Annotated in this window: 27 protein-coding genes and 2 riboswitches; of the genes, 9 read left to right on the forward strand and 18 right to left on the reverse strand. The window is 68.9% G+C overall.

Going from position 1 to position 26,748, the window contains the following annotated elements; all coding sequences use genetic code 11:
* Positions 1-8 precede the first annotated feature (8 nt).
* The 3 genes from HWW87_RS07780 to HWW87_RS07790 form a co-directional block, all read right to left on the reverse strand.
* A complete protein-coding gene (locus HWW87_RS07780; RefSeq protein WP_089500168.1) occupies positions 9-1,175 on the reverse strand; it encodes an acyl-CoA dehydrogenase family protein in 1,167 nt (388 codons plus the stop codon).
* Positions 1,176-1,293: 118 nt separating this feature from the next.
* Positions 1,294-2,595, reverse strand: a complete 1,302-nt coding sequence (locus HWW87_RS07785) for a citrate:proton symporter (protein WP_175819837.1) — start codon at positions 2,593-2,595, stop codon at positions 1,294-1,296.
* Between the two features lie 134 nt (positions 2,596-2,729).
* Positions 2,730-3,893 carry a CoA transferase gene (locus HWW87_RS07790; protein WP_175819838.1) on the reverse strand — a complete coding sequence of 388 codons (1,164 nt, stop codon included), beginning with the start codon at positions 3,891-3,893 and terminating at the stop codon, positions 2,730-2,732.
* A gap of 275 nt (positions 3,894-4,168) precedes the next feature.
* Here HWW87_RS07790 and HWW87_RS07795 point away from each other — a divergent pair, with 275 nt between their 5' ends.
* Positions 4,169-4,429: a hypothetical protein gene (locus tag HWW87_RS07795; RefSeq protein ID WP_175819839.1), complete on the forward strand. Its 261-nt coding sequence runs from the start codon at positions 4,169-4,171 to the stop codon at positions 4,427-4,429.
* Positions 4,430-4,581: 152 nt separating this feature from the next.
* Positions 4,582-5,004, forward strand: a complete 423-nt coding sequence (locus HWW87_RS07800) for an NUDIX hydrolase (RefSeq protein ID WP_174430396.1) — start codon at positions 4,582-4,584, stop codon at positions 5,002-5,004.
* A 39-nt stretch (positions 5,005-5,043) separates the two neighbouring features.
* Here HWW87_RS07800 and HWW87_RS07805 read toward each other — a convergent pair whose 3' ends face one another.
* The 7 genes from HWW87_RS07805 to cobW all read right to left on the reverse strand — a co-directional run bounded on the left by HWW87_RS07805 (position 5,044) and on the right by cobW (position 13,247).
* Positions 5,044-5,370, reverse strand: coding sequence for a low molecular weight protein tyrosine phosphatase family protein (locus HWW87_RS07805; RefSeq protein ID WP_175819840.1), 327 nt, complete (start codon positions 5,368-5,370; stop codon positions 5,044-5,046).
* Between the two features lie 28 nt (positions 5,371-5,398).
* Entirely contained in the window at positions 5,399-5,971 is a 573-nt protein-coding gene (locus HWW87_RS07810; protein ID WP_175819841.1) for a DUF1993 domain-containing protein, read from the reverse strand.
* 86 nt (positions 5,972-6,057) lie between these two features.
* Positions 6,058-6,510, reverse strand: a complete 453-nt coding sequence (locus HWW87_RS07815) for a YaiI/YqxD family protein (protein WP_174430393.1) — start codon at positions 6,508-6,510, stop codon at positions 6,058-6,060.
* 61 nt (positions 6,511-6,571) lie between these two features.
* Positions 6,572-7,180, reverse strand: a complete 609-nt coding sequence (locus HWW87_RS07820) for a VWA domain-containing protein (protein ID WP_175819842.1) — start codon at positions 7,178-7,180, stop codon at positions 6,572-6,574.
* A gap of 68 nt (positions 7,181-7,248) precedes the next feature.
* Positions 7,249-8,346 carry an AAA family ATPase gene (locus tag HWW87_RS07825; RefSeq protein ID WP_175819843.1) on the reverse strand — a complete coding sequence of 366 codons (1,098 nt, stop codon included), beginning with the start codon at positions 8,344-8,346 and terminating at the stop codon, positions 7,249-7,251.
* Positions 8,343-12,152, reverse strand: a complete 3,810-nt coding sequence (gene cobN, locus HWW87_RS07830; RefSeq protein WP_175819844.1) for a cobaltochelatase subunit CobN — start codon at positions 12,150-12,152, stop codon at positions 8,343-8,345. The genes HWW87_RS07825 and cobN overlap by 4 nt, the downstream gene beginning before the upstream one ends.
* 6 nt (positions 12,153-12,158) lie before the next feature.
* Positions 12,159-13,247 carry a cobalamin biosynthesis protein CobW gene (gene cobW, locus HWW87_RS07835; protein ID WP_049034055.1) on the reverse strand — a complete coding sequence of 363 codons (1,089 nt, stop codon included), beginning with the start codon at positions 13,245-13,247 and terminating at the stop codon, positions 12,159-12,161.
* Positions 13,248-13,573: 326 nt separating this feature from the next.
* Positions 13,574-13,838: riboswitch (cobalamin riboswitch) on the reverse strand.
* Between the two features lie 188 nt (positions 13,839-14,026).
* On the opposite strand from cobW, the gene HWW87_RS07840 reads away from it, so the two are divergent.
* The 5 genes from HWW87_RS07840 to HWW87_RS07860 all read left to right on the forward strand — a co-directional run bounded on the left by HWW87_RS07840 (position 14,027) and on the right by HWW87_RS07860 (position 19,673).
* Positions 14,027-16,129: a TonB-dependent siderophore receptor gene (locus tag HWW87_RS07840; protein ID WP_244107150.1), complete on the forward strand. Its 2,103-nt coding sequence runs from the start codon at positions 14,027-14,029 to the stop codon at positions 16,127-16,129.
* A gap of 69 nt (positions 16,130-16,198) precedes the next feature.
* Positions 16,199-16,436: riboswitch (cobalamin riboswitch) on the forward strand.
* Positions 16,437-16,545: 109 nt separating this feature from the next.
* Positions 16,546-17,355: a uroporphyrinogen-III C-methyltransferase gene (cobA, locus tag HWW87_RS07845; protein WP_175820691.1), complete on the forward strand. Its 810-nt coding sequence runs from the start codon at positions 16,546-16,548 to the stop codon at positions 17,353-17,355.
* A complete protein-coding gene (locus tag HWW87_RS07850) occupies positions 17,352-17,729 on the forward strand; it encodes a cobalamin biosynthesis protein (protein WP_175819846.1) in 378 nt (125 codons plus the stop codon). The genes cobA and HWW87_RS07850 overlap by 4 nt, the downstream gene beginning before the upstream one ends.
* A 34-nt stretch (positions 17,730-17,763) precedes the next feature.
* Positions 17,764-18,366 (forward strand): cob(I)yrinic acid a,c-diamide adenosyltransferase, encoded by a 603-nt coding sequence (gene cobO / locus HWW87_RS07855; RefSeq protein WP_006476035.1) that lies wholly within the window; start codon positions 17,764-17,766, stop codon positions 18,364-18,366.
* A gap of 2 nt (positions 18,367-18,368) precedes the next feature.
* Complete coding sequence (locus HWW87_RS07860) at positions 18,369-19,673, forward strand: cobyrinate a,c-diamide synthase (RefSeq protein ID WP_175819847.1); 1,305 nt, start codon at positions 18,369-18,371, stop codon at positions 19,671-19,673.
* Here the strand turns inward: HWW87_RS07860 and HWW87_RS07865 are convergent.
* The 4 genes from HWW87_RS07865 to HWW87_RS36940 form a co-directional block, all read right to left on the reverse strand.
* The gene (locus HWW87_RS07865) at positions 19,670-20,005 is read right to left on the reverse strand and encodes a type II toxin-antitoxin system RelE/ParE family toxin (RefSeq protein WP_244107151.1); all 336 of its coding nucleotides are present in this window, start codon (positions 20,003-20,005) and stop codon (positions 19,670-19,672) included. The genes HWW87_RS07860 and HWW87_RS07865 overlap by 4 nt on opposite strands.
* 48 nt (positions 20,006-20,053) lie before the next feature.
* Entirely contained in the window at positions 20,054-20,299 is a 246-nt protein-coding gene (locus tag HWW87_RS07870; protein ID WP_175819848.1) for a type II toxin-antitoxin system ParD family antitoxin, read from the reverse strand.
* A 101-nt stretch (positions 20,300-20,400) separates the two neighbouring features.
* Complete coding sequence (locus tag HWW87_RS07875; RefSeq protein WP_175819849.1) at positions 20,401-21,564, reverse strand: M20 aminoacylase family protein; 1,164 nt, start codon at positions 21,562-21,564, stop codon at positions 20,401-20,403.
* 47 nt (positions 21,565-21,611) lie between these two features.
* Entirely contained in the window at positions 21,612-21,851 is a 240-nt protein-coding gene (locus tag HWW87_RS36940; protein WP_208449930.1) for a hypothetical protein, read from the reverse strand.
* 44 nt (positions 21,852-21,895) lie between these two features.
* On the opposite strand from HWW87_RS36940, the gene HWW87_RS07880 reads away from it, so the two are divergent.
* Entirely contained in the window at positions 21,896-22,972 is a 1,077-nt protein-coding gene (locus HWW87_RS07880) for a type IV toxin-antitoxin system AbiEi family antitoxin (RefSeq protein ID WP_175819850.1), read from the forward strand.
* A complete protein-coding gene (locus HWW87_RS07885; protein ID WP_175819851.1) occupies positions 22,941-23,846 on the forward strand; it encodes a nucleotidyl transferase AbiEii/AbiGii toxin family protein in 906 nt (301 codons plus the stop codon). The genes HWW87_RS07880 and HWW87_RS07885 overlap by 32 nt, the downstream gene beginning before the upstream one ends.
* Positions 23,847-23,894: 48 nt before the next feature.
* On the opposite strand, the gene HWW87_RS07890 is transcribed toward HWW87_RS07885, so the two are convergent.
* From HWW87_RS07890 to HWW87_RS07905, 4 genes are all read right to left on the reverse strand, one after another.
* A complete protein-coding gene (locus HWW87_RS07890) occupies positions 23,895-24,311 on the reverse strand; it encodes a type II toxin-antitoxin system VapC family toxin (RefSeq protein ID WP_175819852.1) in 417 nt (138 codons plus the stop codon).
* On the reverse strand, positions 24,308-24,571 hold the full coding sequence (vapB, locus tag HWW87_RS07895) for a type II toxin-antitoxin system VapB family antitoxin (RefSeq protein WP_175819853.1): 264 nt from the start codon (positions 24,569-24,571) through the stop codon (positions 24,308-24,310). Before vapB ends, HWW87_RS07890 begins: the two co-directional genes overlap by 4 nt.
* Before the next feature lie 252 nt (positions 24,572-24,823).
* The gene (locus HWW87_RS07900) at positions 24,824-25,840 is read right to left on the reverse strand and encodes a GNAT family N-acetyltransferase (protein ID WP_175819854.1); all 1,017 of its coding nucleotides are present in this window, start codon (positions 25,838-25,840) and stop codon (positions 24,824-24,826) included.
* A complete protein-coding gene (locus HWW87_RS07905) occupies positions 25,840-26,679 on the reverse strand; it encodes a N(5)-hydroxyornithine transformylase PvdF (RefSeq protein ID WP_174390948.1) in 840 nt (279 codons plus the stop codon). Before HWW87_RS07905 ends, HWW87_RS07900 begins: the two co-directional genes overlap by 1 nt.
* Between the last annotated feature and the right edge of the window lie 69 nt (positions 26,680-26,748).

Below are 26,748 nucleotides of genomic sequence, written 5' to 3' on the forward strand. Positions count from 1 at the left end.
TACGGTAGTCAGTACGACTTCGGCAGCCCGAGCACCTTCTCCGCGATGTAGCACAGGATCAGTTGCGGACTCACGGGCGCGAGCCTCGGAATCATACACTCGCGCAGGTAGCGCTCGACATGGTATTCCTTCGCGTACCCCATCCCGCCGTGCGTCGCGATCGCCGTCTGGCAGGCCTGGAACGCGGCTTCCGCGCCGAGGTATTTCGCCGCGTTCGCCTCCGCGCCGCACGATTGGCCCGCGTCGTAGCGCGTCGCGGCCTTCATCACCATCAGCCACGCGGCCTCGAGCTGCATCCACGCCTGCGCGAGCGGATGCTGGATCGACTGGTTCTGCCCGATCGGCCGGCCGAACACGACGCGCTCGCACGCATACTGCGTCGCGCGGCGCAGCGCGGCCTGCCCGAGCCCGATCGCCTCCGCGGCGATCAGGATCCGTTCGGGGTTCAGGCCGTGCAGCAGATAGCGGAAGCCGTCGCCTTCGTTGCCGATCAGGTCGTCGCGCGACACGCGCAGGTTGTCGATGAACAGCATGTTCGAATCGACCGCCTTGCGGCCCATCTTCTCGATTTCGCGCACTTCGATGCACGAACGGTCGAGGTCGGTATAGAACAGGCTCAGCCCGTCGGTCGGCTTCGCGACCTGGTCGAGCGGCGTCGTGCGCGCGATGATCAGCATCTTGTTCGCCACCTGTGCGGTCGAGATCCAGATCTTGCGCCCGCTCAGCACGTAGTGATCGCCGTCGCGGCGCGCCTGTGTGGTCAGGTGCGTGGTGTCGAGGCCGGCGTCGGGTTCCGTTACCGCGAAGCACGCCTTGTCGCGCCCGGCGATCAGCGGCGGCAGGAAGCGCGCCTTCTGCGCATCGTTGCCGAACACCTGCACCGGGTTCAGCCCGAAGATGTTCATGTGGACGGCCGACGCGCCCGACAGCCCCGCGCCCGATGCGCTGATCGTGCGCATCATCAGCGCCGCCTCGGTCATCCCGAGCCCGGCGCCGCCGTAGGCCGGATCCATCGCGATGCCGAGCCAGCCGGCGTCGGCGAGCGCCGCGTGGAAATCGGCCGGAAAGCCGCCCGCGCGATCGCGTTCGAGCCAGTAGTCGTCGCCGAAGCGTTCGCAGATTTTCTCGATCGCGCTTTCGATCGCGCGCTGGTCGTCGGTCAGGTCGAACTGCATGGATTGCTCTCCAGGAAAACGTGAACGGCCGCGCCGTTCTCAAGACAACGCGGGGGCTTACGTTGCGAAGACAGTCATCGTCGGGGCGGCCGGCGTGAAGCGACCGGCCCGGGCGCCCTCACAACGGAAACACGCCCGTCGCGACCGCGGCGAATACCATCAGCACGGTGGCGGCGAACAGGAACGGAATCGTGAATTTCTGGTGCTCGGCGAGCTCGACACCGGTCAGGCCGACGATCAGGAACGTCGCGGGCGTCAGCGGGCTCACCGGAAAGCCCGTCGTCATCTGGCCGAGCAGCGCGGCCTGCGCCATCTGGATCGGCGGCACGCCGAGCAGCTTGCCGCTCTCCGCGAGCACCGGCAGCACGCCGAAGTAGAACGAATCGGGATCGAACAGCAGGCTGAGCGGCATCGACAGCAGCCCGAGCACGAACGGCATGTGGCGCGCATGCTCGACCGGCACGTGCGCGACGACGACCTCGGCCATCGCCTTCAGCATCCCGGTGCCGGACATGATGCCGGTGAACGCGCCGGCCGCGAGCAGCACGCTCGCCATCATCAGCGCGGCCTTCGCATGCGCGTCGATCCGCTCGCGCTGCGCCTGGACGTCCGGATAGTTGATCACGAGCGCGGCGACCGTGCCGAGCATGAACATCACCATCGGGTCGACGATGCCCGACACCAGCGTGCCGAGCACGACGAGCGTCAGCGCGACGTTGATCTCGAAGCGGCCCGGCCGGCGCAACGCGCGTTCGGCGTCGGTCAGCTCGCGCGGCGCGATCGCGAGCGACGCCGCGCCGGCGCGGTCGAGCCCGAGCCGTTTCGCCTCGCGCACGCCGAGCACGTAGGCGGTGCCGAACACGAACGCGAGCCCGACGATCTGCACCGGAATCATCGGCGTGAAGATCGCCGAGCCGGGAATGTGCAGCGCGGCCGACGCGCGCAGCATCGGCCCGACCCACGGCAGGAAGTTGACGCCGGCCGCCATCGACGCGACGCATGCGAGGATGCGGCGATCCATCCCGAGCCGCGTATAGAGCGGCATCATCGCGGGCAGCGTGACGAGAAACGTGACCGCGCCCGAGCCGTCGAGATGGATCAGCAGCGCGAGCAGCGCCGAGCCCATCACGATGCGCGGCGGATGGCAGCCGATCACGCGCAGCACGCCGGCGATGATCGGGTCGAGCATCCCCGCATCGGTGAGGATTCCGAAAAACAGAATCGCAAAAACGAACATGCCGGCGATCGGACCGATGTTCTGCACGCCGTGCACGATGAACTTGCCGGTCTGCAGCCCGAAACCGGCCGCGAGCGACGCGGCCACCGGCACGACGATCAGCGCGACGAGCGGCGACAGCCGCTTCGTGATGATCAGGCCGAACAGCGCGACGATGGCGACCGCGCCGATCCATGCGAGCATGATGCGTCTCCTCTTCAGCCGGTGCGCATGTCGATGCGTGTCGATGCGCGGGCCGGCGTGATGTCCGAATGTTGGTGTGCCGGCACGCACGGCCGTGCGCCGCAGTGCGGCACGGCCGGCGGCAGCGATGCCGGTCAGGTCCGGCGGTTGTCGTCGTTGTCGTTGTCGTCCGCGAACACCTGCGCCGCATGTTCGTTCAGCGCGGGCGGCGGGCGCCGGTACGTGGCCGGCGTGCGGCCGAGCTTGATCGGCGACGCGATGCCGCGATGCCGGCCCAGCTCGACCTTCATCTGCCGATGCGCGACATGCGAATGGTCGAGCGCCGCATCGAGCCCGAGCACGGGCGCGCACGGCACGCCGTGGCGCATCAGTTGCTCGGCGAGCGTCGCGCCGTCGTGCGCGGCCAGCGCCGTTTCGAGCAGCGTGCGCAGCGCGGCGCGATGCTGGCTGCGCGCGCGGTTGTCCGCGAAACGCGGATCGTCGAGCCAGTCGCGCGTGCCGAGCACGTCGCACAGCGCGGCGAACTGCCCGTTGTTGCCGACCGCCAGAAAGATGTCGACGCCCGCCGTCGGAAAGCTGTCGTACGGCGTGATGTTCGGATGCGCGTTGCCGGTGCGCACGGGCGCCTTGCCCGAATGGAAGAAGTTCGGCGTATGCGGATGGAGGATCGACAGCGCGCAGTCGAACAGCGTCGACTCGACGAACTGGCCGCGGCCGCTGGCGTCGCGCTCGCGCAGCGCCATCAGCACGCCGAGCGCCGCGTTCAGCCCCGTGACGAGATCGACGATCGGCACGCCGACGCGCAGCGGCGCGCCGCCGGCTTCGCCGTTGACGCTCATCAGCCCCGCGAGCGCCTGCACGGCCGCATCGTAGCCCGGCAGCCCGCCGAGCGGGCCGTCCGCGCCGAAACCCGACACGCGGCAATAAACGAGGCGCGGAAACCGCGCATGCAGCGCGTCGAACCCGAGCCCCCAGCGCTCCATCGTGCCAATCTTGAAGTTCTCGACGATCGCATCCGCGTGTTCGAGGAGGCCGAGCAGCCGCTCGCGATCGGCCGGTTGCGTCAGGTCGAGCGCGATGCCGAGCTTGTTGCGATTCACGCCGAGGAAGTACGACGCGGTGTCGCCGTCGAACGGCGGGCCCCACGTGCGCGTCTCGTCGCCGGACGGCGGTTCGACCTTGATCACTTCCGCGCCGTGATCGGCGAGGATCTGGGTCGCGTACGGACCGCCCAGCACTCGCGACAGATCGATGATGCGCAATCCCGCCAGCGCGCCCTGCTGCTCGTGTTCCGCCATGCGTCTCGCTCCTGGTTCCGGTTGATCGGACTGCCGGTTCCGGCGGCTCGGCGCGTGCGTGCGGCCTCTCCGGATTCGACGAATAATTCTTGTATGTGAATTTATATTCACATTCAGGAATTTCGTTGTCAAGCTCGGATGGACCCTGCTGCGCGCGGATCACGTCGTCGTGCGCAAGTGGGGTCGACACCGAACGCGCGCCGGTTGCGGTCGCGCCCCGCCGTTCGCTAAGCTGGCGGGCAACATTCATCCCGAACGATAAAGGCGGAAGATTCATGAAACGATTGTGGTTGGCGGCCTTCGTGCTGGCGTCGACGCTGGGCGTCGCGCACGCGCAAAACCAGACTTTCCACTTCGGCGAAGGGCAAACCGGAGTGCCGGGCGCCGCGCCGCATGCTGCCGCGCCGGCGGCCCGGCCCGCGCCCGCACGCCGGCACGTCACCGCGCCGTCGCCGCATCACCGGCGTGCCGTTCACAAGCGCCGCCATTCGCGCCACGCGAAGCCGGCGCGCAGCGGGATCTACACGCACGCGTGAGCGGTCGTCCGTGGCGCGACCGCGGTGCACGGAACTGTCACGAACGGCCGGTAATATCGGCGTGGCGGCCTGCATGCCGTCGCTGCCGGCTGGCGAACCACGCGCCGCCGACGTGCCTTTCCTCCACGATTCAGCACCTGTTTTGCCAGAACATGAGCACCGGGCCGGATACCCTCGCCGTCATCAAGGAACGCGCCACGATCGTGTGCCGCCAGCGCAGCAGCGTGCTGCTGGTCGCGCGCCCCGCGGCGCGCTGGTCGCTGCCCGGCGGCACGATCCGGCGCGGCGAGACGCCGCTCGAAGCCGCGCAGCGGGAGCTCGCGGAGGAAACGCGGCTGGAGGGGCTCGCGCTCGACTACGCGGTGCAGTTCGGCGGGCTGACGAAGCTGCATCACGTATTCGTTGCCGACGTGCCGGCGCACCTGACGCCGCGCGCGAGCAACGAGATCGCCCGCTGCAAGTGGTTCACCGTCGACCGGCTCGACACGCTCCGGGCCAGCGTGCCGACGCGCAAGATCATCGAGCTGCTGCGGCTCGACAGTTTTTCTGCATTCGTGAGCGGGCCGCTTCGCTGAGGTCGATGCCGGCTCGGGCTCGGGCACTCATTGCGGCGATTACGCGCGCAGGAACGGGCCGGCCTTGCGTTCGAGCAGCGCGACGAGTTCGGGTTGCATGAACGCGTAGCGGTCGGGGATGTCGAGGCAGACGATCTTCTTGTGCTTCAGATGCGCACCGAATTGCGTCGACAGCCTGGCCTTGTGCGCACGCTCCATCACGAACACGATTTCGGCCCAGTCGAGTTGCTCGGCGGACAGCCGCACGTCCGCGTCCGGAGCGAGGCCCGCGGAGTCGGTTTCGATGCCGGGCCACGCGGCGAACACCGCTTCGGCCGTCGGGCTGCGCAGCCGGTTGCGGCTGCAGATGAACAGTGCCCGTGTCATGTCGCTTCGCGGCGCCCGAGGGGCCGGCTCAACCTTGCGGAATCGTGCCCGGCCGGACGTACGCGAGCATGTGCGGCACGTAATCGGCCTTGCCGAGTTCGACGCCGTGATGGCGCAGGATCGCGTACGCGGCGATCGCGTGAAAGTAGAACTGCGGCAGCGCCCAGTCGCGCGCGTACTGTTCGCCCGTCATGTCGAATGCGATCCCGTTCGGCAGCTCGAGCGAGACCGGCCGCGCGGCGCCGCCATCGAGCGCATCCGGTGCGAGTTCGCCGAGAAAAGCGAGCGTACCGGCGATGATCGCCTGCGCATCGGCCGGCGAACCGGGTTGAGTATCGGCGTTCCAGCCCGCCTCGCGCAACGCGAGCAATGCAGCCGGCAGCGGTTCGCCGCGCAGCCGGTGAACCGGCTCCATCGCCTGGAAACACGAGAAGCGCACCTGGGCGGCGAGCGGATACATGTCGGGCGCCAGCCTCAGCGTCATCACCGCGTCGGGTTCGTCGCCCGCGGCCTGCCGGTGCGCGACGGCCTTGTCGAGCCACGCGGACTGCGCACGCAGCATCTGGGTGTAGGTCGGAACGAGAAGTTGGGTCGGTGGCACGCGTGCGCTCCTGTGCTGAGGGTTCGCGCCACACGATAGCAGCGTGGGCGCAAACCTGCATCCTGGCCGGGCGCCGACGGGTGCCGTTACGGCTTGCCGTGCCGCGCCAGGAACCGGTCGAGCTGCGATGCAAACGTCTTGCCGTCGCGCGGGCTGAACGGCGCCGGCCCGCCCGTGTCGATGCCGGCGCTGCGCAACTGGTCCATCATCGCGCGCGTCGACAGGCGTTCCTCGATGTTCTCGCGGCTGAACCAGTTGCCGCGCGGGTCGAGCGCATGCGCGCCCTTGTCGAGCACGGCGGCGGCCAGCGGGATGTCGGCGGTGATCACGAGATCGCCGGGTTCCGCCAGCTCGACGATGCGCGCATCGGCCACGTCGAAGCCGGCCGGCACCTGCACGGCCTTGATGAACGGCGACGGCGGCGTGCGCAGAAACTGGTTCGCGACCAGCGTCACGCAGATTTCGGCGCGACGCGCGGCGCGAAACAACATGTCCTTGATGACGGCGGGACACGCGTCGGCATCGACCAGTACTTGCATGGCGGGGGTTTCCAGTGGGCAGAAGCAGAAGCGGCGATCATAGCGCACCGCCGGCCGGCCATCAGCCGGCGAGATCCGTGCGAAGCGCGTCGGCCGTCAGCCACTGTGCACCCCACGCCGCGGCGAGCCGCATGCCCTGCCCGATCCGCACGGCCGCATCGTCGAAATCGACGAACACGACGTGATCGGCTGCCGCGGGTTTGGCCGGCATCTCGCGCGTGCGCCCGTCGGACAGCACCCACAGCCAGCGCGTTTTGCCGGGCTCGCGCCGCGCCGCGCGGGCGAGCAGCTGCGCGGCGGCCGCGATGCCGTCCGCCAGCGGCGTGCCGCCACCGCCGTCGACCGGTTCGAGCCAGCGCGCATTCCACCAGCGCGGCACGGCCGGGCCGAAGCGCCGCGCGGCGCCGTTGCCGCCGAAGCAAATCAGCGCGGTTTCGACACGCTCACGCGCGGCCTGATCGAAATACGCGACGATCAGCCCCTTCGCGAGCGCGAGCCGCGCGTGCGACAGCATCGACGCCGAACAGTCGAGCACGAAGCAATGCAGCGCGTGCGGCGTGCCCGCGCGTTTCCCGTAGCGCAGATGATCGCGATGCAGCGGGCTGCCGCGTTTCGCGGCGAGCGTCGCCAGCCACGCGACGGCCGTGCCCGCGCGCACCGTGCCCGGCACGCGCGCGGCTGCGCCTGGTTGCCATCGAGGACCGCGAATCGCGTTCGCGGTGGCGCCGGCTCGATGGCTCAGCGTTTTTTTAGCGGCAGCGGCACCACGCTTTTCACGTCGCGCAGCCCGGCCGGTTCGGGCGGCAGGTAGCCCCAGTCGCCCTGCGATGCCGACGCGTCGGCCTTCGTGTCGCCCGTCTCACTCGGTCGGTCGCCGGGCCGCTGGCGCGGGTCCGGCGGCGGACGATCGTCGCGTTCGTCGCCGTGTTGCGACGACTGGTGTGACGATTGGTGCGACGGCGGCGGCCCCGCATGGCGTCGGTGCCGCAGCACGGCTTCGGCCACGCGCGCCACATGCGACACTGTCACCGCCGCGGCCCGTTCCAGCGCGGCAAGCGCACGCGCGGCGCGCAGCATCACGAGATCGGCACGCAACCCGTCGACGGCCGCGTCGATGCACAGCGCGCTGACGCGCGCATGAACCGCATCGTCGAAATCCAGCGCAGGCAGCCGGGCGCGCGCCGCATGAATCCGGTCCGCGAGTTCCCGCTGAGCAGCCGCGTGACGCGCGCGAAACGCATCCGAATCGAGATCGAACGCGAGTCGCGCCTTCACGATCCGTTCGCGCTGCGCGGCGTCGAAGCAGTTCTCCAGTTCGACCATCAGCCCGAAGCGGTCGAGCAACTGCGGGCGCAGCTCGCCCTCCTCGGGATTCATCGTGCCGACCAGCACGAAACGCGCGTCGTGCGCGTGCGACACGCCATCGCGCTCGACGATGTTCACGCCGCTCGCGGCGACGTCGAGCAGCGTATCGACGAGCCCGTCGGCGAGCAGGTTCACTTCGTCGACATACAGCACGCCGAGATGCGCGCGGGCCAGCAGGCCCGGCCGGAAGCGCACGCCGTTTTCGGCAAGCGCATGCGCGAGATCGAGCGTGCCCGTCACCTGCTCGTCGCTCGCCGACAACGGCAGCGTGACGAACTGCCCTTCCGGCAGTAGCTCCGCGAGGCCGCGCGCGGCAGTCGATTTCGCGGTGCCGCGCGGGCCGCTGACGAGCACGCCGCCGAGCGACGGATCGATCGCGGCGAGCAGCAGCGCCTGCTGCAATGCGTCCTGCGCGACGAGCGCCGCAAACGGAAAAACCGCGCGGGCGCGGTGCGTCGTCGGATCGGTCATCGCCGTCCTCCTTCCTGGCGTTGTTCGCTGGCGAGCCAGATCGCTTCGATCCGCTCGCGATAGTGGCCCGGCTGCTGCCACAGCCCGCGCTGCATCGCTTCGACGAAGCGTTCGCAGATGCCGTGCAGCGCCTTCGGGTTGTGCCGTTCGAGAAACGCGCGGGTCGCGTCGTCGAACAGGTACGCGTCGGCGACGAGCGCGTACTGGTGGTCCGACAGCACGCGCGCGGTCGCGTCATAGCCGTACAGGTAGTCGACGGTCGCGGCCAGCTCGGCCGCGCCCTTGTAGCCGTGACGCTTCACGCCGTCGAGCCATTTCGGGTTGACGACGCGCGAGCGGATCACGCGTGCGATTTCCTCGCGCAGCGTGCGCATCTTCGGCGCGGCCGGGTTCGCATGGTCGCCGTGGTAGATGCTCGGCTGCTGCCCGGACAGGTGCCGCACGGCCGCCGTCATCCCGCCCTGGAACTGGTAGTAGTCGTTCGAATCGAGGATGTCGTGCTCGCGGCTGTCCTGGTTCTGCACGACGACGTCGATCGTCGCCAGCCGCGCGCCGAACACGTCGGCCGCGGCGTCGCCCGCGCTGTTCTGCGCGTACGCATGGCCGCCCCATTGACGGTATGCGTCCGCGAGATCGGCGTCGCTTTGCCAGCGGCGCTGGTCGATCAGGTCCTGCAGGCCCGCGCCGTAGCTGCCCGGCCGCGCGCCGAACACGCGCCAGCCGGCGCGGCGCCGCGCTTCGTCGGGCGCCACGCCCTGCTCGACCCACTTCGCGCGTTCGCGCTCGATGCGCGCGCGGATCGGGTTCAGTTCCTCGGGCTCGTCGAGCGCCGCGACGGCCTGCACGGCCGCGTCGAACAGGTGCATCAGGTTCGGGAACGCGTCGCGGAAGAAACCCGACACGCGCAGCGTCACGTCGATGCGCGGCCGGTCGAAGATCTCGATCGGCAGGATCTCGAAGTCGGTCACGCGATGGCTGCCGTGCGCCCATTTCGGGCGCACGCCGAGCAGCGCGAACGCCTGCGCGATGTCGTCGCCGCCGGTGCGCATCGTGGCCGTGCCCCAGACCGACAGCCCGATCGCGCGCGGATAGTCGCCGTGATCCTGCAGATGACGCTCGATCAGTTGCTGCGCGGATTTCAGGCCGAGCGACCACGCGGCCTGCGTCGGCACCGCGCGCGTGTCGACCGAGTAGAAGTTGCGGCCGGTCGGCAGCACGTCGGGACGGCCGCGCGACGGCGAGCCGCTCGGCCCCGGCGGCACGAAGCGGCCGTCGAGCCCGCGCAGCAGCTGACGCATTTCCTCGCCGCCGCACGCGTCGAGTGCAGGCAACAGCGTCGAACGCACGCGTTCGATCACCGCGAGCGTATGCGGCCATTCGCCGGGCGGCGGCATGTCGATGCCGGGATCTTCTGAAGCGGATCCGCACACGGCGTTCAGCCAATGCTGCGCAAGCCGTTCGAGCCGCTCGCGCGTGTCGCCCGCGTGACGCCACGGCGATTCGTCGAGCGCTTGCAGGACGGCCGGCCGCGGCCCCGCCCACGGCGCGGCCCAGTCGGCCGCGAGCGGATCGAAAGCGTCGCCGAGCGCGAGATCGCGCGCGAGCGCGCCGATCAGCCCGGCCCGTTGGCCCTTGCCGTCGCCGACCGGAAAGCGTGCAAGCGCGAGCAGCGTGTCGCGCCGCTGGCGCTCGACCGGCGACGCGCCGAACACGTGCAGCCCGTCGCGAATCTGCGCTTCCTTCAACTCGCACAGCCACGCATCGACGCGCGTGAGCAGCGCGTCCTCGTCGCCCGCATCGCGCGGTGGCGACACGCTCAGCTCGTCGTGCAGACGATGCTCGGCGATCGTCGCGAGGATCGTCTTGCGCAACAGCTTCGCGCGCCGCGCGTCGACCATCAGCGCTTCGTAGTATTCGTCGACCTGCCGCTCGAGATCCTGCAGCGGGCCGTAGTTTTCCGCGCGCGTGAGCGGCGGCATCAGGTGATCGACGATCACGGCCTGCGCGCGGCGCTTCGCCTGGCTGCCCTCGCCCGGATCGTTGACGATGAACGGATACAGGTGCGGCAGCGGCCCGAGCGTCAGGTCGGGCCAGCACGCGTCGGACAGCGCGACGCTCTTGCCGGGCAGCCATTCGAGATTGCCGTGCTTGCCGAGATGGATGACCGCGTCGACGCGATACGCATCGCGCAGCCAGAAATAGAACGCGAGATACGCATGCGGCGGCACGAGGTCCGCATCGTGGTAGCTCGCGTAGTCGTTGTCGTCGCGCGAGCGCGACGGCTGGATGCCGACGAACACGTTGCCCGCGCGCCAGCCGGCGATCGTGAAACGCTGTTGCCGCAGCGTCGGGTCGGCTTCAGGCGGCCCCCAGCGTGCGTTCAGCGCGTCGCGCACGGCCGCCGGCAGCCGCGCGAAATGCGCAGCGTAGTCGGCCAGCGGGAAGCTCTGGAACGCCGGCCGCAGCGCGTGCACGGCCGCGTCGTTGGTCACGCCTTCGGTGAGCCGCGCGATCAGCGCGTCGCCGTCGGGCGGCAGGTCGGCCACCGTATAGCCCGCGTCGCGCAGCGCCGCGAGCACGCGCAGCGCGGAGGCCGGCGTGTCGAGCCCGACGCCGTTGCCGATGCGCCCTTCGCTTTGCGGATAGTTCGCGAGAATCAGCGCGACGCGCTTGTCGGCATTCTCCAGCGTGCGCAGCCGGCACCAGCCGCGCGCGAGCGCCGCGACGAACGCGATGCGTTCGGCATCCGGCTGGTAGCGCACGACGTCGACCTCGGTGTGCGGGCAGCGATACGCGAGCCCTTTGAAGCTCACCGCGCGCGTGACGATGCGCCCGTCGACCTCGGGCAGCGCGACGTGCATCGCGATGTCGCGTGCGTGCAGGCCCTGGTTGTCGGCCACCCAAGCGTCGCGATTGCCGCCGGACAGGATCACCTGCAGCACCGGCGCGTCGCCGGCCAGCACGTCGGGCTCGGGGCTGTCGATCGCACCGGCCGCGAACGCCGTGGTATTCAGCACGAGCGCGACGTCGTGCGTATCGCAGAGTTGCGTGATGACCTCGCGGCTCACCGCATCTTTCAGCGACGTCACCGCGATCGGCAGCGGATTCAGTCCTTCGTCGATCAGTGCGTCGGCCAGCGCGTCGAACACGGCCGTGTTCGCGGCCTGCCAGTGCGCGCGATAGAACAGGATCGCGACGCCCGGCGCGCCGGGCGTCCAGCGCGGCCGCCAGTCGTCGACGCTCGCGCGGTCGCGCGCCGGGTGATACAGCGCGGCGGCCGGCAGCGGGCGCGGCAGTTCGGGCTCGTCGCCGAACCCGAGCGTGTGAAACGCGATGCTGCGCAGCAGCGCGTCGGCGTTGTGCACACCGCCTTCGCGCAGATAGCGCCACCACAGCCGGCACAGGTCGGCCTTCACCGTGCTCTTCGCGACGAGGTTCGGGTCCTCCTGCAGGTCGCCCGAGAACATCGCGAGCTGCTGCCCGCGCTTCGACGCGAGCGACACGGCCTGCTCGATCCCGTACGGCCAGTACGCTTCGCCGCCGAGATGATCGATCACGACCGTCTTCGCGTGACGCAGCACGTCGTCGACATAGAAATCGACCGACGCCGGCTGCCGCAGGAACGTGACGTTCGCGAGCCGCACGCTCGGGAATCCTTCGGGCAAGTGCGGCACGACGCTCGCGAGCAGCGACAGCGTCGTGTCGGCCGAACTCAGGATCACGATGTCGGCCGGCTGCTGGTCGATCCGGACGACGCCCTGCGTATCGTCGACGAAGCCGCCCGGCGTGGTGCGCAGCAGATGCATCGTGCGTTACGCCTGTTGCGGCTCGGCCGCGCACGCGGCGTCGAACGCGCGTTGCAGCGCGGCCGCGTCGAGATCCTCGCCGATCAGCACGAAGCGGCTCGCGCGCGTTTCGCCGTCCTGCCAGCGGCGGTCGAAATAGCTGTCGAAGCGGCGGCCGACACCCTGGATCACGAGCCGCATCGGCGCACCGGGCAGCGCGGCGAAGCCTTTCGCGCGGTAGATCGTGTGCGCTTCGACCACACGCTGCAACGCGGCGATCGTCGCTTCGCGCGTGCCGGCGTCGCCCGACACCACCACCGAGTCGAAATCGTCGTGATGGTGATCGTGATCGCCGTCGTCGGCCGAGCCGTGATGGTCGTGACGCAGGTGGATCGTTTCCTCCGACGCCGATTCGAGGCCGAGCAGCATCGCGAGGTCGAGCTCGCCGCGCGTCGCGCGCACGATCTTCACCTGCGGCGGGATCTCGTCGCGGATCGCGGTTTCGATCCGCGCGAACTCGGCGTCGCCGACGAGGTCGGCCTTGTTCACGATCACGAGATCGGCGGACGACAGTTGATCGGCGAACAGTTCGTGCAGCGGCGATTCGTGGTCGAGGTTCGGATCGGCGCGGCGCTGCGCGTCGACGGCCTGCGGGTTTTCCGCGAACTGGCCGCTCGCGGCGGCCGGCCCGTCGACGACGGTCACGACCGCGTCGACCGTGAAGCTGTTGCGGATCGTCGGCCAGTTGAACGCCTGCACGAGCGGCTTCGGCAGCGCGAGGCCCGACGTCTCGATCAGCACGTGGTCGATGTCCGCGCGGCGTTCGACGAGCGCTTCCATCACCGGATAGAACTCTTCCTGCACGGTGCAGCACAGGCAGCCGTTCGCGAGTTCGTACAGTTGGCCCGATGCTTCACCCTGCGCGCCGTCGGCATCCTCGCAGCCGATGCCGCAGCCCTTGAGGATTTCGCCGTCGATGCCGAGCTCGCCGAATTCGTTGACGATCACCGCGATGCGGCGGCCTTCGGCGTGCTGCAGGATATGGCGCATCAGCGTCGTCTTGCCGCTGCCGAGAAAGCCCGTGACGATCGTGACGGGAAGCTTGCGTAGGGTCATGGTAGGTCCGGTGACGAGTATGGAATCAGGACGGGATCGTCGCGTCGGTGGCGGCGCGGCCATTCACGGGACGGTACGCGGGAAGGTCGCCGCGCAGTCCGGCCGGACAGCCGCGGGACGGGCGGAACAACGAATCGGGCATGGTGCTTCCTTGCGAACGGTCGACATCGTGAATGCCAACACGGCTGCCGCGGCCTCGCCGGCGCCACCTGCCGTCCATCGTGCCGGCCGGGCGCATTCGCGCGCGGGCAGATCGGCGGAGACAGCGGGAAACACCGGGCGTCGGGCCTGCTGCGGCCGTGGACGATGCGCCGCCTCCCCGCGGCGCTGAACCCCAACGTTTAGGCCGGTATCCGGGCTGACGAACACGCCGCTTCGCCTTCCCGGATACGCGCGGCATCCAGTGGCGGTCGTCCGCATGCGCATGGCATGCGGCGAAGCGGCGCTGCATCGCGCTGCGCGCGACGCGTTCGCTTACCGTTGCGGGGGCAGCACAGGTTGGCTCGACTGCGGCGCAGGCAGCTCCCTGTTTCCCGTTTAACTGCGCACGCCGGAGCGGCGCGCGCGAGCACCAAAACGCGTGCGAGTGTAGGCGGCGGTGCGGGGAGCGTCAAGGCGAGCGGCCGGCGGAGAATGCGAATGATTGTCGTTTTAAATCAAACGAGATAAACTTCGCCCGACAAAAACGCAAACAAACGCGCAACGGCCATGTGAGGCAATCACTCAGTCATCCTTAAATTTCCATGTCGAAACGACAGATATCCGGGCGGCGTTTTCCTGTGCTGGCCCTATCGCTGTGCTCGATCGCCGGCGTTGCTTCCTGCCCTGCCCCGGCGGCCGAGTTCGACGACGAACTGCCCGCGGTCGAGGTGCGCAGCCGCCGCCATCCAAACGATCCGCGCGCCGAAAGCGTGAGCACGGCGACCCGCACCGCGAGCGATCCGCGCGACATCCCGCAAACCATCGACAGTGTCCCGGTCGAGGAAACGCTGTCCTATGGCGGCCGCACGCTGGCCGACGCGCTGGCCGGCGTGCCGGGTGTGTCCAATACGTCGGATACGCGCTTCGATTCGTTCCGCATTCGCGGCTTTTCCGCCGCGGGCGACCTGTTGCTCGACGGCATGCGCGACGATGCGCAATACGTGCGCAGTCTCGGCAACATCGAACGCGTCGAAGTGCTGAAAGGGCCGGCGGCGGCGCTGTACGGGCGCGGCAGCGGCGGCGGCGTCATCAACCGGATCACCAAGCAGCCGTTGCCGGAAAACTTCGGACATGTGTCGGCGGCAACCGGAAGTTATGGACGGCTCGGCGCCACGGTCGATCTGAACCGGATGCTGTCGAGGGCATGGAGCGTGCGGCTCAACGCCGGACGCGAACATGCAGGCAGCTTCCGCGACCATGTCGACGGCACGCGCCAGTACGTCGCGCCGTCGATCAAATGGCAGGACGCGCGGCGAAGCTGGCTGCTGCAGTTCGAATACGACACGTACCGACGCGTGCCCGATCGCGGCATGCCGGCGCCGGTCGCCGCGGTCGACGCGGCCGGCAAGCCGTTCGCGTTCTCGCTGCCGTCCGCGCCGCGCGCAACCTTCTTCGGCGCGGCGGGCCGCGACACCATCCGCGACGAGAACATGAACTGGCGCTCGGTCTTCACGCACGCGCTCGATGGCGACTGGGAACTGCGTCATACGCTGGGCGTGCTGGATTTGCGCAGCACCTTCGACAATACCTACGTCACGCAAAGCTACGTCACGAAGCCGCGCGACTACCGACACGTGCAACGTGCACGCTATCTGCAGGACATGACACATCTCAACGTGCAGACCGGCGTCGAACTGGGCGGCAAGGTCGCGACCGGACCGGCCTTGCATCACCTGCTGTTCGGCATCGAATACGGCTGGCAGAAACGCACCCCGACGCTGTGGCAGGCCGACGCGGCGCCGGTTCCGATTACCGGACCGGATCGTCTCGCACCGGTCGGCTCGACGCCGCGCCCGTATGCGATGAACCGCCACCGTGTCAGCGACTACGCGATCTTCGCGCAAGATCGCATCGACCTCGGTCGTGCGTGGAAGCTGCTCGGCGGCCTGCGCGGCGAACGTTTCGACGTCGATTCGACCAACGTGCTGAACGCTCTGCGTTCGCGGCGCACGACGACGGCATGGAGCCCGCGGCTCGGCGTCGTGTGGTCGCCGGTCAGCGCGCACAGCGTGTATGCGTCGTACAGCAAGAGCTTCGCGCCGGTCGGCGGCGACCTGATCGGCATCACGCCGGACGCGCGCGGCAACGCCAACGATCTCGGCCCGCAATACAACCGCCAATACGAGATCGGCGTGAAAAGCGACTGGCGCGGCGGCGCGCTGAGCACGACGCTCGCGCTGTTTCAGCTCGATCTGTACAACCGCCGCGTCGCCGACCCGGTTCGGCCGGGGTTTTTCGACCTCACCGGCCTCGAGCGCAATCGCGGCCTGGAACTGGGTGTCGCCGGCCGGCTCACGGGCGACTGGTTCGTCCGCGGCGGCATCGGCTGGCAACACGCGCGGGTGGTCGACGCCGAGCCGAAGTACGCGGGCAAGCGGTCGGCGGGCGTGTCCGGGTCGAACGGCAGCCTGTTCGTCAGCCATGCGCCGCTGCGCGGATTTTTCGCCGAACTCGGGCTGGTGTACGAAGGGGCGCGTTACGCCGATCGCGACAACCTGCTCGAACTGCCCGCCTACGTCCGTTGGGACGGCAAGGCCGGATATCGCACGCGCGACCTCGAGGTGACGCTGGCGGCCGTCAACCTCACCGATCGCGACTACTACGCGAATGCGACGGGCCTCGCGCAGATCATGCCCGGTTCGCCCCGCACGTTCACGCTGACGGCGGCGTACAAGTTCTGACCTCGCGGGCCGCGCCGACGCCCCGCGCAGCCGGTCCGCCGGGCGGCTGGTGCGTTGCACGCCTGTGCTATCGTATGCGCCGCGTTCGGTGCTCGCATGCGCATTCCGTGCATGCAGTTAAACGGGAAACAGGAGGCGGATATCCGCCCGGCCTGTGCTGTCCCCGCAACGGTACGCCGCCCGCGCCACGCGCTTTCCCGCGCGTGCGCCCAGGCCGCCCGCGATGCCACTGCCCTTCGACCGGGCGGGAAGGCTGCGGCCTGGCAAGCGGCCAGCCCGGATACCGGCCGACGCAAGGGGCGAGCGCGATGCTCGCCGAACGCCCGATCCGCGGGGGACGGATGGGGTGCGCATTCCACTCGCGTTCGCGCGGGTTTCGCCCGATCCGTCATGCACTGCCTGCCCGCCGGCCGCCGATGTGCCGCCCGCCTTCCCTGTTCCACTGTTTCGACACGGTGCGCGCCGTGCCGCGCGCGATGAGCCGCGCATGGCTCGTCGGCGCCGGCCCCGGCGACGCCGACCTGCTGACGCTCAGGGCCGTGCGCGCGATCGGCGCGGCCGACGTGCTGCTCGTCGACGATCTCGTGAACCCCGACGTGCTGCGCCATGCGCGCGCCGATGCGCTGATCGAGCACGTCGGCAAGCGTGGCGGCCATGCGTCGACGCCGCAGCAGGCGATCGTCGCCGCGATGCTCGCGCACCTGCGCGCAGGCCGCAGCGTCGCGCGGCTCAAGGGCGGCGATCCGTTCGTGTTCGGCCGCGGCGGTGAGGAACTGGTCGCGCTCGGCGCGGCGGGCTTTCCGGTGGAAGTCGTCAACGGCATCACCTCGGGCATCGCCGCGCCGGCCGCGCTCGGCATTCCGGTCACGCACCGCGGCGACGCGCAGGGCGTGATCTTCGTCACCGGCCACGGCGCGGGGGCCGACGAGCCCGACTGGCGCGCGCTCGCGGCCACGCGCATGACGATCGTGATCTACATGGGCATCCGCCGGCTCGACGCGATTGCCGCGGCGCTGCGCGACGGCGGCCTGCCCGGCGATACGCCGTGCGCGGCAATCGAGAACGCCACGCGCCCCGAACAGCGCCACATGCTCGCGACGCTCGATACGCTCGTCGAGCGCGCCGGCGCGGCCGGGATCGGTTCGCCGGCGATCGTCGTGATCGGCCGCGTCGCGGCGCTCGCCGACGATCCGGCGGTGCGTGCCGCGCTCGGCGGCCGCGCATGATGCGCGTCGCGCTCGGCGTCGGCTTTCGCGCGGGCGTCACGGCCGCGCAACTCGATGCCGCGATCCGCGCCGCGCTCGCGCGCTACCCGGCCGCCGAACCGGCGCTCGTCGCGACGCTCGCCGACAAGGCACGCGCCCGTGCGCTGCGCACGCTGTGCGCGCGCCGTGGCTGGCCGCTCGTCGCGTTCGATGCGGCGCAACTCGCGAGCCGTCCGGAACTGGCCGCGAGCGGCCCGTCGGACGCCTCGCTCGCGCGCTTCGGCGTCGCGGGCGTGGCCGAGCCGTGCGCGCAGCTCGCCGCGCCGCACGGCCGGCTGCTCGGCCCCAAATCCATCCGGGACGGCGTGACGGTCGCGCTCGCCGGCCCGCTCTGAACCCATTGTTTCGCTTTCGACAGGACGATTCCCGATGAAGACCGATTCCGAATCCCATCAGCGGATGGCCGAACGCCGCCGCGCCGGCCACGAGAAGAAGCAGGCCGCCGCCACCCAGGAGAAGGGCCTGCTGATCGTCCACACCGGCAACGGCAAGGGCAAGAGCACGGCCGCGTTCGGGATGGCCGTGCGCGTGCTCGGCCACGGCATGCGGCTCGGCGTCGTGCAGTTCATCAAGGGGGCGCTGCATACGTCCGAGCGCGACTTCCTCGGTGCGGTCGCGGAATGCGATTTCGTGACGATGGGCGACGGCTATACGTGGAACACGCAGAACCGCGACGCCGATATCGCGACCGCGCGCAAGGGCTGGGACGAGGCGCGCCGGATGATCGAAAGCGGCGACTACCGGATGGTGATCCTCGACGAGCTGAACACCGTGCTGAAGTACGAATACCTGCCGCTCGACGAAGTGCTCGCGACACTCGTCGCGCGCCCGGAGTCGGTGCACGTCGTCGTCACCGGGCGGCACGCACCCGATGCGCTGATCGATGCGGCCGATCTCGTCACCGAAATGCGGCTCGTCAAGCATCCGTACAAGGAGCAAGGCGTGAAGGCGCAGCGCGGCGTGGAGTTCTGAGCATGCCGGCCTGCCCCGCGCTGTTCGTCAGCGCGCCCGCGTCGGGCCAGGGCAAGACGTCGGTGACGGCCGGCCTCGCGCGGCTGCACCGCCGGCTTGGCCGCCGCGTGCGCGTGTTCAAGACCGGGCCCGATTTTCTCGATCCGATGCTGCTCGAACGCGCGAGCGGCGCGAGCGTGCATGCGCTCGACCTCGGGATGGTCGGCGAGGCCGGCTGCCGCGCGCTGCTCGCCGAAGCCGCGCGCGACGCGGACCTGATCCTGATCGAAGGCGTGATGGGGTTGTTCGACGGTACGCCGAGCAGCGCCGATCTCGCGGCCGCGTTCGGCGTGCCGGTCGTCGCGGTGATTTCGGCGAAGGCGATGGCGCAGACGTTCGCGGCGATCGCCTTCGGGCTCGCGCGGTTCCGGCCGGGGTTGCCGTTTCACGGCGTGCTGGCCAATCGCGTCGGCTCGGCGCGGCACGCGCAATTGCTGCAACAGGCGTTGCCCGACGACCTGCGCTGGCTCGGACACGTGCCGGCCGATGCGGGCATCGCGCTGCCGGAGCGGCATCTCGGCCTGCATCAGCCGGCCGATATCGACGATCTCGACGCGCGGCTCGAGCGCGCGGCCGATGTGCTCGCGCAGACGGCGCTGGCCGATTTGCCGCCGGCCGTCGCGTTCGCGGAACCGGACGTGGCCGCGCCGCTGCCGCGCGCGCTGGCCGGCAAGCGGATCGCGGTGGCGCGCGATGCGGCGTTTTCGTTCATCTATCCGGCCAATCTCGCGTTGCTGGATGCGCTCGGTGCGACGCTGCGGTTCTTCTCGCCGCTCGCCGACGAACCCGTGCCCGACGATTGCGACGCGCTGTTTTTGCCGGGCGGCTATCCGGAACTGCATGCGGCGACGCTTGCCGGGAATGCCGCGACCGCACGGACGATTCGCGCGCATGCGGCAGCCGGCCGGCCGATCGTCGCGGAATGCGGGGGGATGGTGTATCTGTGCGAATCGCTGACCGATGTGGATGGCTCGACGACGCCGATGCTCGGCCTGCTGCCGGGCCACGCGACGATGCAGCGCCGGTTCGCGGCGCTCGGCATGCAGCAGCTCGATACGCGCACCGGGCCGATGCGCGGCCATACGTTCCACTATTCGCGGCTCGCGACGCCGCTGGAACCGGTCGCGCGCGCCGCGCGCCCCGACGGCGCGCCGGGCAGCGGCGAAGCCGTCTATCGCAGTGGTGCAATCGTCGCGACGTACATGCACATGTACTGGCCGTCGAATCCGGATGCGGTCGTGGCGTTGTTCAGTGGGGACGCGTTCTAGACTGATCGATGCCGTGCCTGCATCGGGGCGGCACAAAGCCTGTCGGGATTGAGCGTTGCTTTGTAGCGACTACGGCATTCGACGCGCGCGACTACAGATGTCGTTCGATGCCCATCCGTTGATGCAGGATACGGATGAACGTCGATGGTTTCATCCGTTTCGCGGTAGAACACGACGTGAGAGCCAGCGGGGTATCGGAAATACCCGTCGCGAACAACGCAAATCCGCCCCGTTTTTTTGCCGCGCGCCAGCGCTTCCATAGTGCCAATCAGATCGCGGTGATAGTGCTCTGCCTGCTCAGGCGACCCACGCTCGGCGGTATAGCGCCACATGTCTTCAAGATCGATTCAGCCAACGGGGTCAGCCGAAGTTGTCTGCCTTTAACCGCCATGCGTTGCCCGCATGCGGGCCAGGAAGGCCTCGCTGTCGAAGGGCCTGGGCGCCCCGGACGCCTCACCAGCCTTCAATGCTTCCTGCAACGCACGCATTTGCGTTTCGTGTGATTCGAGAAGCCGCAATCCGGCTCGCACGACGTCACTTGCGGAACCATATCGCCCCGATCGCACCTGAGCATCGACGAATTCGGCAAAGTGATCGCCAAGGGAAACGAATGTGTTTCGCGACATGAGTCACCTCCTTTCGATGCGGTCACCATTACCAATTTTCGGTACATTTCGCATGCGGCTCCTACGAAGTCGGGCCGATGCCGCATGTCTTGCATCCTCCGTCACACCAGGAACGCCTCGGTCAGCTTGACCCAGTACGACGCGCCGGTCGGCAATGCCGCGTCGTTGAAGTCGTAGCCGGGGTTGTGCACCATGCAGCCGCCCTCCCCGTCGCCGTTGCCGATGATCAGGTAGCAGCCCGGCCGTTTCTCGAGCAGGAACGCGAAATCCTCGCTGCCGGTGAGCGGCACCATTCCGTCGATCAGATTGGCTTCGCCGACCCATTCACGTGCGACGCTGCGCGCGAACGCCGTCATCTCCGTGTCGTTCACGAGCACCGGATAGCGGCGCTGGTAGTCGATCGTCGCGGTCGCGCCGAACACGGCCGCCTGCGCATGCACGACCTCCTTGATGCGTGTTTCGAGCAGGTCGCGCACGTCGGGCTTCAGCGCACGCACCGACAGGCGCATCTGCGCGCGATCGGGAATCACGTTCGGCGCCTCGCCCGCGTGGATCGCGCCGACCGTGATGATCGCCATGTCGAGCGGCGACACGTTGCGCGACACGATCGTCTGCAGCGCCAGCACGATCTGCGCACACACGACGACCGGATCGATCGCCCGGTGCGGCACCGCGCCGTGGCCGCCGCGGCCCTGCACGTCGATGACGACGGTATCCGACGACGCCATGAACGACCCCGGCAGGAAACCGAATTTGCCGGTCGGAAAGCCCGGCATGTTGTGCATCGCGAAGATCGCGTCACAGGGGAATTGCTCGAACAGCCCCTCGTCGAGCATCTTCTTCGCGCCGCCGAGCCCTTCCTCGGCCGGCTGGAAAATCAGGTTCAGCGTGCCGGAGAAGCGGCGTTCGCGAGCGAGGTGCTTCGCGGCCGCGAGCAGCATCGCCGTGTGGCCGTCGTGGCCGCATGCGTGCATCTTGCCCGCGATCGTGCTCTGGTACGGCAGGCCCGTTGCTTCGTGGATCGGCAGCGCGTCCATGTCGGCGCGCAGGCCGAGGCGCTGCTTGCCGTCGCCCACTTTCAACTGTGCGACGACGCCGGTGCCGCCGAGCCCGCGATGCACGGTGTAGCCCCATGATTGCAACTGCTCCGCGACGAGATCGCTCGTCGCGAATTCCTCGAAACCCAGTTCGGGATGGGCGTGGATGCGGTGCCGGATCTCGATCATTTCGTCGGCGAGGCCTGCGGGAATCACGCTGTGCGTCACGGGTGTCGTCTCCTGAAGTGCGGTGGGGAATGTGCAGGCAAGGATAGTCAGTTCGACGGCAACCGGGCAGACGGATAGTCGTCGCGGTAGCAACTGATGGTTGCCATACGTTGCCATGCGGGCCGGCCATTCGGATGACTGCCGCGGAGGAACCGAACACGCGAAACTGCGCGCTCCACCTCGATTTTCCCTTCAGGAGGCGCCGGCGATGACCGTTCGAATATCGGAAATACCGCCAGCACATCAAAGGCTTGCGAATTTTTGTTCATTTTTTGACGCTTGTACATTTTTTGTGTACGCTGATAAAAAAGTGAACAAGCGATCCGTCTTGATGCCCAAGAACGCCACTCTCCCGATGTCGGAACAGCACGTGCTCGACGAAGCGTGCGCCGCGTTCGGCCGCGTAACCCGGCGCTTCAATGCGCGGCCCGTGCGCGTGCCGGCGGCATACCGCGCGCGTGCCGACGCGATGATCCGCTTCGACGTGGCGGGACAGGTAGTGGAGATGCCGGTCGCCGTGAGCCTTCGCGTGGAATCGCTGGCGGGCGCGCTCGCGGAATTGCGTCGCCGCGGCGGTGGGACCGCGCCCGCCTCCGGCGAGCGGCCGCTGATGCTGGTCGCGCCCCATCTTTCCGCCGAACTGGCCGCCGGCCTGATCGACCAGGGTATCCCGTTTCTCGACACCGCCGGCAACGTATGCCTGATCCAGCCGGAAGTGACCGTCATGATCGCGGGCCGGCCGAAACCTGCCCGCACGCCGCGCCGGCAGGCGTCCCGCGCGACCACGCCGAAGGGGCTGGCCGTGATGTTCGCGCTTGCGACGCAGCCGGGCCTCGTCGCGCAGCCGTATCGGGAGATTGCCGCCGCGTCGGGCGTCGCGCTCGGCACGGTCAATCTCGCGATGGACGATCTGATCGCGCGCGGCCTCGTCGGGCAGCGCCGCAACGGCGAGCGCCTGATTCCCGACTGGCCGCGCTTCGTACAGGAATGGGTCGCGCTGTACCCGAGCCGCTTGCGTGCGAAGCTGCCCGCCCGGCGGTTTGCTGCGCTCGCCCCCGACTGGTGGCGCGGCTTTGATTTCGCGGCCTTCGATGCGCAACTCGGCGGCGAGCCGGCGGCCGATCTGCTGACGCACGACCTGAAACCAGCCGCGATCACCGTTTATACGCACGGCGCCGTGCCGAACCGCCTGCTGCTGCAGGGCCGCCTGCGTCCGGACGCGCGCGGCGACGTCGAAATCCTGGAAGCGTTCTGGCCGCGCTCGCCGACGCTCGACTGGCGCGAGCAAGATGTGCCGCTCGTGCCGCCGCTCCTGATCTATGCGGATCTCGTCTCGTCCGGAGACAGCCGCAATCTTGCCGCCGCCGAACATATCCATGACCGATACCTCGCTCACCCGCCCGCTTGAAGTCGATGCGAGCCGGCCGCTCGAGCCGGCGGCGGTGGCGCTGCTGCAGTCGGTTGGCGCGGCCTGCACGCAACTCGACGCGGCATTCGTCGTGGCCGGCGCGACCGCACGCGACCTCCTGATGTGGCATGTCCACGGCATCCGGCCGGTGCGTGCGACGCGGGACGTCGACGTCGCGGTGTGCGCGGTCAGCTGGCCGTTTCATGAACGGCTCGTCGATGCGCTCGTCGCGACCGGGCAATTCGCCCGCGCGCCGAAGCATCAACAGAAACTGCTGTTCGACAGCGGCATCCCCGGCTTTCGCACCGAGCTCGATCTGGTGCCGTTCGGGCCGCTCGAAGCGCCCCCCGGCGAAATCGCATGGCCGCCGGGCGGCGACTTCGTGCTGAACGTGCTGGGTTTTCAGGAGGCGGTCGATACCGCGCTGGCCGTGTCGATCGGCGCCGGCATCATGGTGCCGGTGGCGAGCCTGCCGGCGCTCGCGCTGCTCAAGCTGCTCGCGTGGAAGGACCGGCGCGCACGCCAGAACAGCGACGCGTACGACCTGCTGTTCCTGCTCACGCATTTTCACGATGCGGGCAATCGCGAGCGCATCTGGGACGTCGCGCCCGACCTGCTCGAACGACATGGCTTTCAGCCGGCGCTGGCGGCAGCGGCGCTGCTCGCGCGCGATGCGAAGCGGATCGCGTCACCGCACACGCACGATGCGATCCGCGCGCTGTTGTCCGACGAAGCAACTTACGCGACGCTCGGGCAGGATCTGCAGGCCCGCGCGTTTGCGCTGTTGCCGGGTGAATTCAGCGATGACGCCGATAGGTATCTCGACGCGTTTCGCAACACCTTCCTCACTGACCCGCCCGCCCTGCACGGGTGACGCGCCGCTGCGGGACAGCCGCGCGATCGGGCGTTCGCCCCGCCGCGCTCAGGCTACCCAGTCTTCGAGCGACAACCCGGCGACACGGCCGAACTCGCGGCCGTTGTTCGTGACGAGCACCGCACCGGCCGCGATCGCGTGCCCGGCGATCGACGCATCGTTCGTGCCGATCGGCGTGCCGCGTACGGCGAGATCCGCGCGAATCGCGGCGGTGGCGTCGACTGCCGCGGAATCCCACGACAGCACACCATCCAGCCGCGAAACGAACGCCGTCACGAGTTCCGCATGCTTCGGGGACGCTTTCTTGCCAACCGCGCCAAAGCGCATTTCGGCATAGGTAACGGCCGACACGACGATCCGGTGCTGCGCGTTGACGCACGACTGCAACCGCGACAGCACCACGGGCGGCCGCTCGCGCATGATGAACGAACAGATGTTCGTATCGAGCATGTAGAGCGTGGTCACCGGCTGGACTCCGTCGGCGCATCGGCGTCGCCGGACAGGTCGAAGCGACCGGGCTCGATGACGGCCGGGCGTTCGGCAAGGAAATCGGCATCGGCCACGGGTTCGTTCGCGAACGACAGCCACGTGGGACGTACCGGTCGCAACAGCAGCGTATCGCCCTCGCGGCGGATCTCGAGTTCCGTGACGCCCTCGAACTCCATGTCCTTCGGGATGCGGATTGCCTGGTTACGGGCGTTCTTGAAAATGGAAACGGTGCGCATGAGCCACTCCATGGGAGTACGATGCGTCCATTTTAGACATATGCTGGCATATGTCAATTTGGCGGGAGGCGAATTCGCCGTGGCGTCCCACGTTGTCGAGGATGTCTGATTCATGCTGCCGGCCTGTCGTCGATGAGAGGAGCGATCCATTCTTCATGACGCAGGCCGCGCGGTCCATATACCGGACGGCCAATGCATGCGCATCGCAAGGCCGCGCACACCGTCGCACCGACGCTGCGCGCCCCGCCCCCGTCACGGCAACCGGAAAGTGTCAAAGAACGTATCGCGCTCGATCACCGTGAGCGCCGCGCGCTTGTGCGGGAAATCGAATTCCTTCAGCGTGTAGAACCCGAGCCGGTGCATGTACGCGATATGCCGCACGTGGTCGACGCGCGGCTCGCCGACGAGCCGCTGCGTACGCGGTTCATCGACGAACATGTAGTGCAGCACCCCGCTCCACCACGCATGCAGCTTGCCGGCGCTCTGGAAACGCGAGTCGCCGATCAGCAGGTGCAGCCCGCGATCGTAGTCGTGCGCGTCGTAGAACGGCGCGAGGCGGTCCTCCTTCGCCCAGTAGAACTCGAAATAGCCGAACGGCGTGTCGTCGAAATAGCCGATCATCGGATGCATGTGCGGGTCGGCCAGCCGTTCGGCGAGATATGCCGCATGCTCGTCGAGCGTGCCGCGCTGATCCCAGAAATGCGCGACGCGATCGAGGTTCATCCAGTCGCTGAACAGTTGCGCATGCGCGTCGATGTCGACGGTGCGCAGGCTGAACGTCATGCCGACCTGCGGCATATCGCGCGCATAGATCTCGCCGGCCGGCGACGGCGGCCGCACCGGATGCCGGTGGCCGTTCGTGATCGCGTAGCGCAGCGGCATCCCGCCCGACGCGGGCGCCTTCAGCCACGGCCGCGGATTCTGCCAGAACGTCGTGCGCGACACGGTGAGCCGCAGCGTGTCGCCCGCGACCTGCGCGCCGTCGATCACGCCTTCGCGCACCGCCCGCGCGACGTACGATGCCACGGCCGCCGCATCGGCGCCGCCGAGCGGCACCGAGATCGTCGCCGCGTCGTGCCGCGTGTCGGTGTTGAACAGCGCGACGAACGTCGCGAGCAGCGCATCCGGCGCGTCGTCGGGCCGCCATGCGTCGAGCGCATGCTCGACGACGGCCGGCGCCTGCCCGTGCGCGGCGCCGTCGAGCGCCGCGGCCACTTCACCTTCGACGGCGTCGGCAGCGCCGGCCGGTTTCGTCAGCGTGTCTTGCATCACAGTGCTCCCGCGTCGTGGCGATCGGCGAGCACGTGCAGCCCGCGTTCGAGCGCCGGAAACAGGCTGCGCTGGAAGTTGTTCCAGCGCAGCTCGAGGATCGTGTCGTCCGGCGCGATCGGCGTGTCGAGCACGTCGCAGATCACCTCGCCGGAATCGATACCGTTGTCGACGTAGTGGAACGACGCACCCGTCATCGTCACGGGTTCGATGGACGACGTCGCGCCGGTGGCCCAGTCGACCCGTTCGCCGCGTGCGCCGTGCAGCGCGTCGAGCGTCGCCCACGCGCCGCGCCGCTGGTACGGCGAAGCGTCGGCCGTGATGCCCGGGTGGATGTTCGCGATGCGCCGGTGAAAGCGCGCGCCCGGCCGCACGAGTTCGTCGAGGATCACGAGCAGCCCGTCGAGCACGACGATGTCGGCGTCGAGTTCGAGCAGGCGTTCGAGCAGGCGGCGCTCGAACGCCTGTTTGCCGGCCACGCGCTCACGCGCGTCGCGCGGCAGCCGCCGGTACGTCGACGCAATCGTGCAGAACAGTTCGTCGATGGGCCGGCCCTGCACCGTCAGGCCTTCCGGCAGGATCCACGGGCGGCCCGGTGTGCGCGCGAAACCGTAATCGGCTACTTTCGCGCGGTCGGCCGGCGACCCGTCGTCGTCGTCGACGATCACGCCCTGGAGCGTGTAGCGTTCGCCGAGCGGCGAATCGTTCAGGCGCTCGACGAGGAATTCGAGCGGCGCCTTCATGTAGCGCGTGCCGCCCCGATAAGCGACCGGCTGGCCGGCGCGATCGGCCGCGCCGTTGCGCAGCGACTGGATATAGACGAGATTTTTCTTCGGCATGGAGGCGTCGTGGAAAAGCGGACGAAGGCGCCGCGGCCGGCCCGCACCGGCCACGAAGGCCGGCCGGCG

This window comes from Burkholderia sp. BCC0419 (genome assembly GCF_902830285.1).
GTDB lineage: Bacteria > Pseudomonadota > Gammaproteobacteria > Burkholderiales > Burkholderiaceae > Burkholderia.

Coding starts and splice junctions, on each gene's coding strand:
- HWW87_RS07780 (WP_089500168.1), bottom strand. CDS start 1,175: ATGCAGTTCGACCTGACCGACGACCAGCGCGCGATCGAAAGCGCGATC.
- HWW87_RS07785 (WP_175819837.1), bottom strand. CDS start 2,595: ATGCTCGCATGGATCGGCGCGGTCGCCATCGTCGCGCTGTTCGGCCTG.
- HWW87_RS07790 (WP_175819838.1), bottom strand. CDS start 3,893: ATGGCGGAACACGAGCAGCAGGGCGCGCTGGCGGGATTGCGCATCATC.
- HWW87_RS07795 (WP_175819839.1), top strand. CDS start 4,169: ATGAAACGATTGTGGTTGGCGGCCTTCGTGCTGGCGTCGACGCTGGGC.
- HWW87_RS07800 (WP_174430396.1), top strand. CDS start 4,582: ATGAGCACCGGGCCGGATACCCTCGCCGTCATCAAGGAACGCGCCACG.
- HWW87_RS07805 (WP_175819840.1), bottom strand. CDS start 5,370: ATGACACGGGCACTGTTCATCTGCAGCCGCAACCGGCTGCGCAGCCCG.
- HWW87_RS07815 (WP_174430393.1), bottom strand. CDS start 6,510: ATGCAAGTACTGGTCGATGCCGACGCGTGTCCCGCCGTCATCAAGGAC.
- HWW87_RS07825 (WP_175819843.1), bottom strand. CDS start 8,346: ATGACCGATCCGACGACGCACCGCGCCCGCGCGGTTTTTCCGTTTGCG.
- cobN (WP_175819844.1), bottom strand. CDS start 12,152: ATGCATCTGCTGCGCACCACGCCGGGCGGCTTCGTCGACGATACGCAG.
- cobW (WP_049034055.1), bottom strand. CDS start 13,247: ATGACCCTACGCAAGCTTCCCGTCACGATCGTCACGGGCTTTCTCGGC.
- cobA (WP_175820691.1), top strand. CDS start 16,546: ATGTGCCGCCCGCCTTCCCTGTTCCACTGTTTCGACACGGTGCGCGCC.
- HWW87_RS07850 (WP_175819846.1), top strand. CDS start 17,352: ATGATGCGCGTCGCGCTCGGCGTCGGCTTTCGCGCGGGCGTCACGGCC.
- cobO (WP_006476035.1), top strand. CDS start 17,764: ATGAAGACCGATTCCGAATCCCATCAGCGGATGGCCGAACGCCGCCGC.
- HWW87_RS07860 (WP_175819847.1), top strand. CDS start 18,369: ATGCCGGCCTGCCCCGCGCTGTTCGTCAGCGCGCCCGCGTCGGGCCAG.
- HWW87_RS07865 (WP_244107151.1), bottom strand. CDS start 20,005: ATGTGGCGCTATACCGCCGAGCGTGGGTCGCCTGAGCAGGCAGAGCAC.
- HWW87_RS07870 (WP_175819848.1), bottom strand. CDS start 20,299: ATGTCGCGAAACACATTCGTTTCCCTTGGCGATCACTTTGCCGAATTC.
- HWW87_RS36940 (WP_208449930.1), bottom strand. CDS start 21,851: ATGTACAAGCGTCAAAAAATGAACAAAAATTCGCAAGCCTTTGATGTG.
- HWW87_RS07880 (WP_175819850.1), top strand. CDS start 21,896: ATGCCCAAGAACGCCACTCTCCCGATGTCGGAACAGCACGTGCTCGAC.
- HWW87_RS07885 (WP_175819851.1), top strand. CDS start 22,941: ATGACCGATACCTCGCTCACCCGCCCGCTTGAAGTCGATGCGAGCCGG.
- vapB (WP_175819853.1), bottom strand. CDS start 24,571: ATGCGCACCGTTTCCATTTTCAAGAACGCCCGTAACCAGGCAATCCGC.
- HWW87_RS07900 (WP_175819854.1), bottom strand. CDS start 25,840: ATGCAAGACACGCTGACGAAACCGGCCGGCGCTGCCGACGCCGTCGAA.
- HWW87_RS07905 (WP_174390948.1), bottom strand. CDS start 26,679: ATGCCGAAGAAAAATCTCGTCTATATCCAGTCGCTGCGCAACGGCGCG.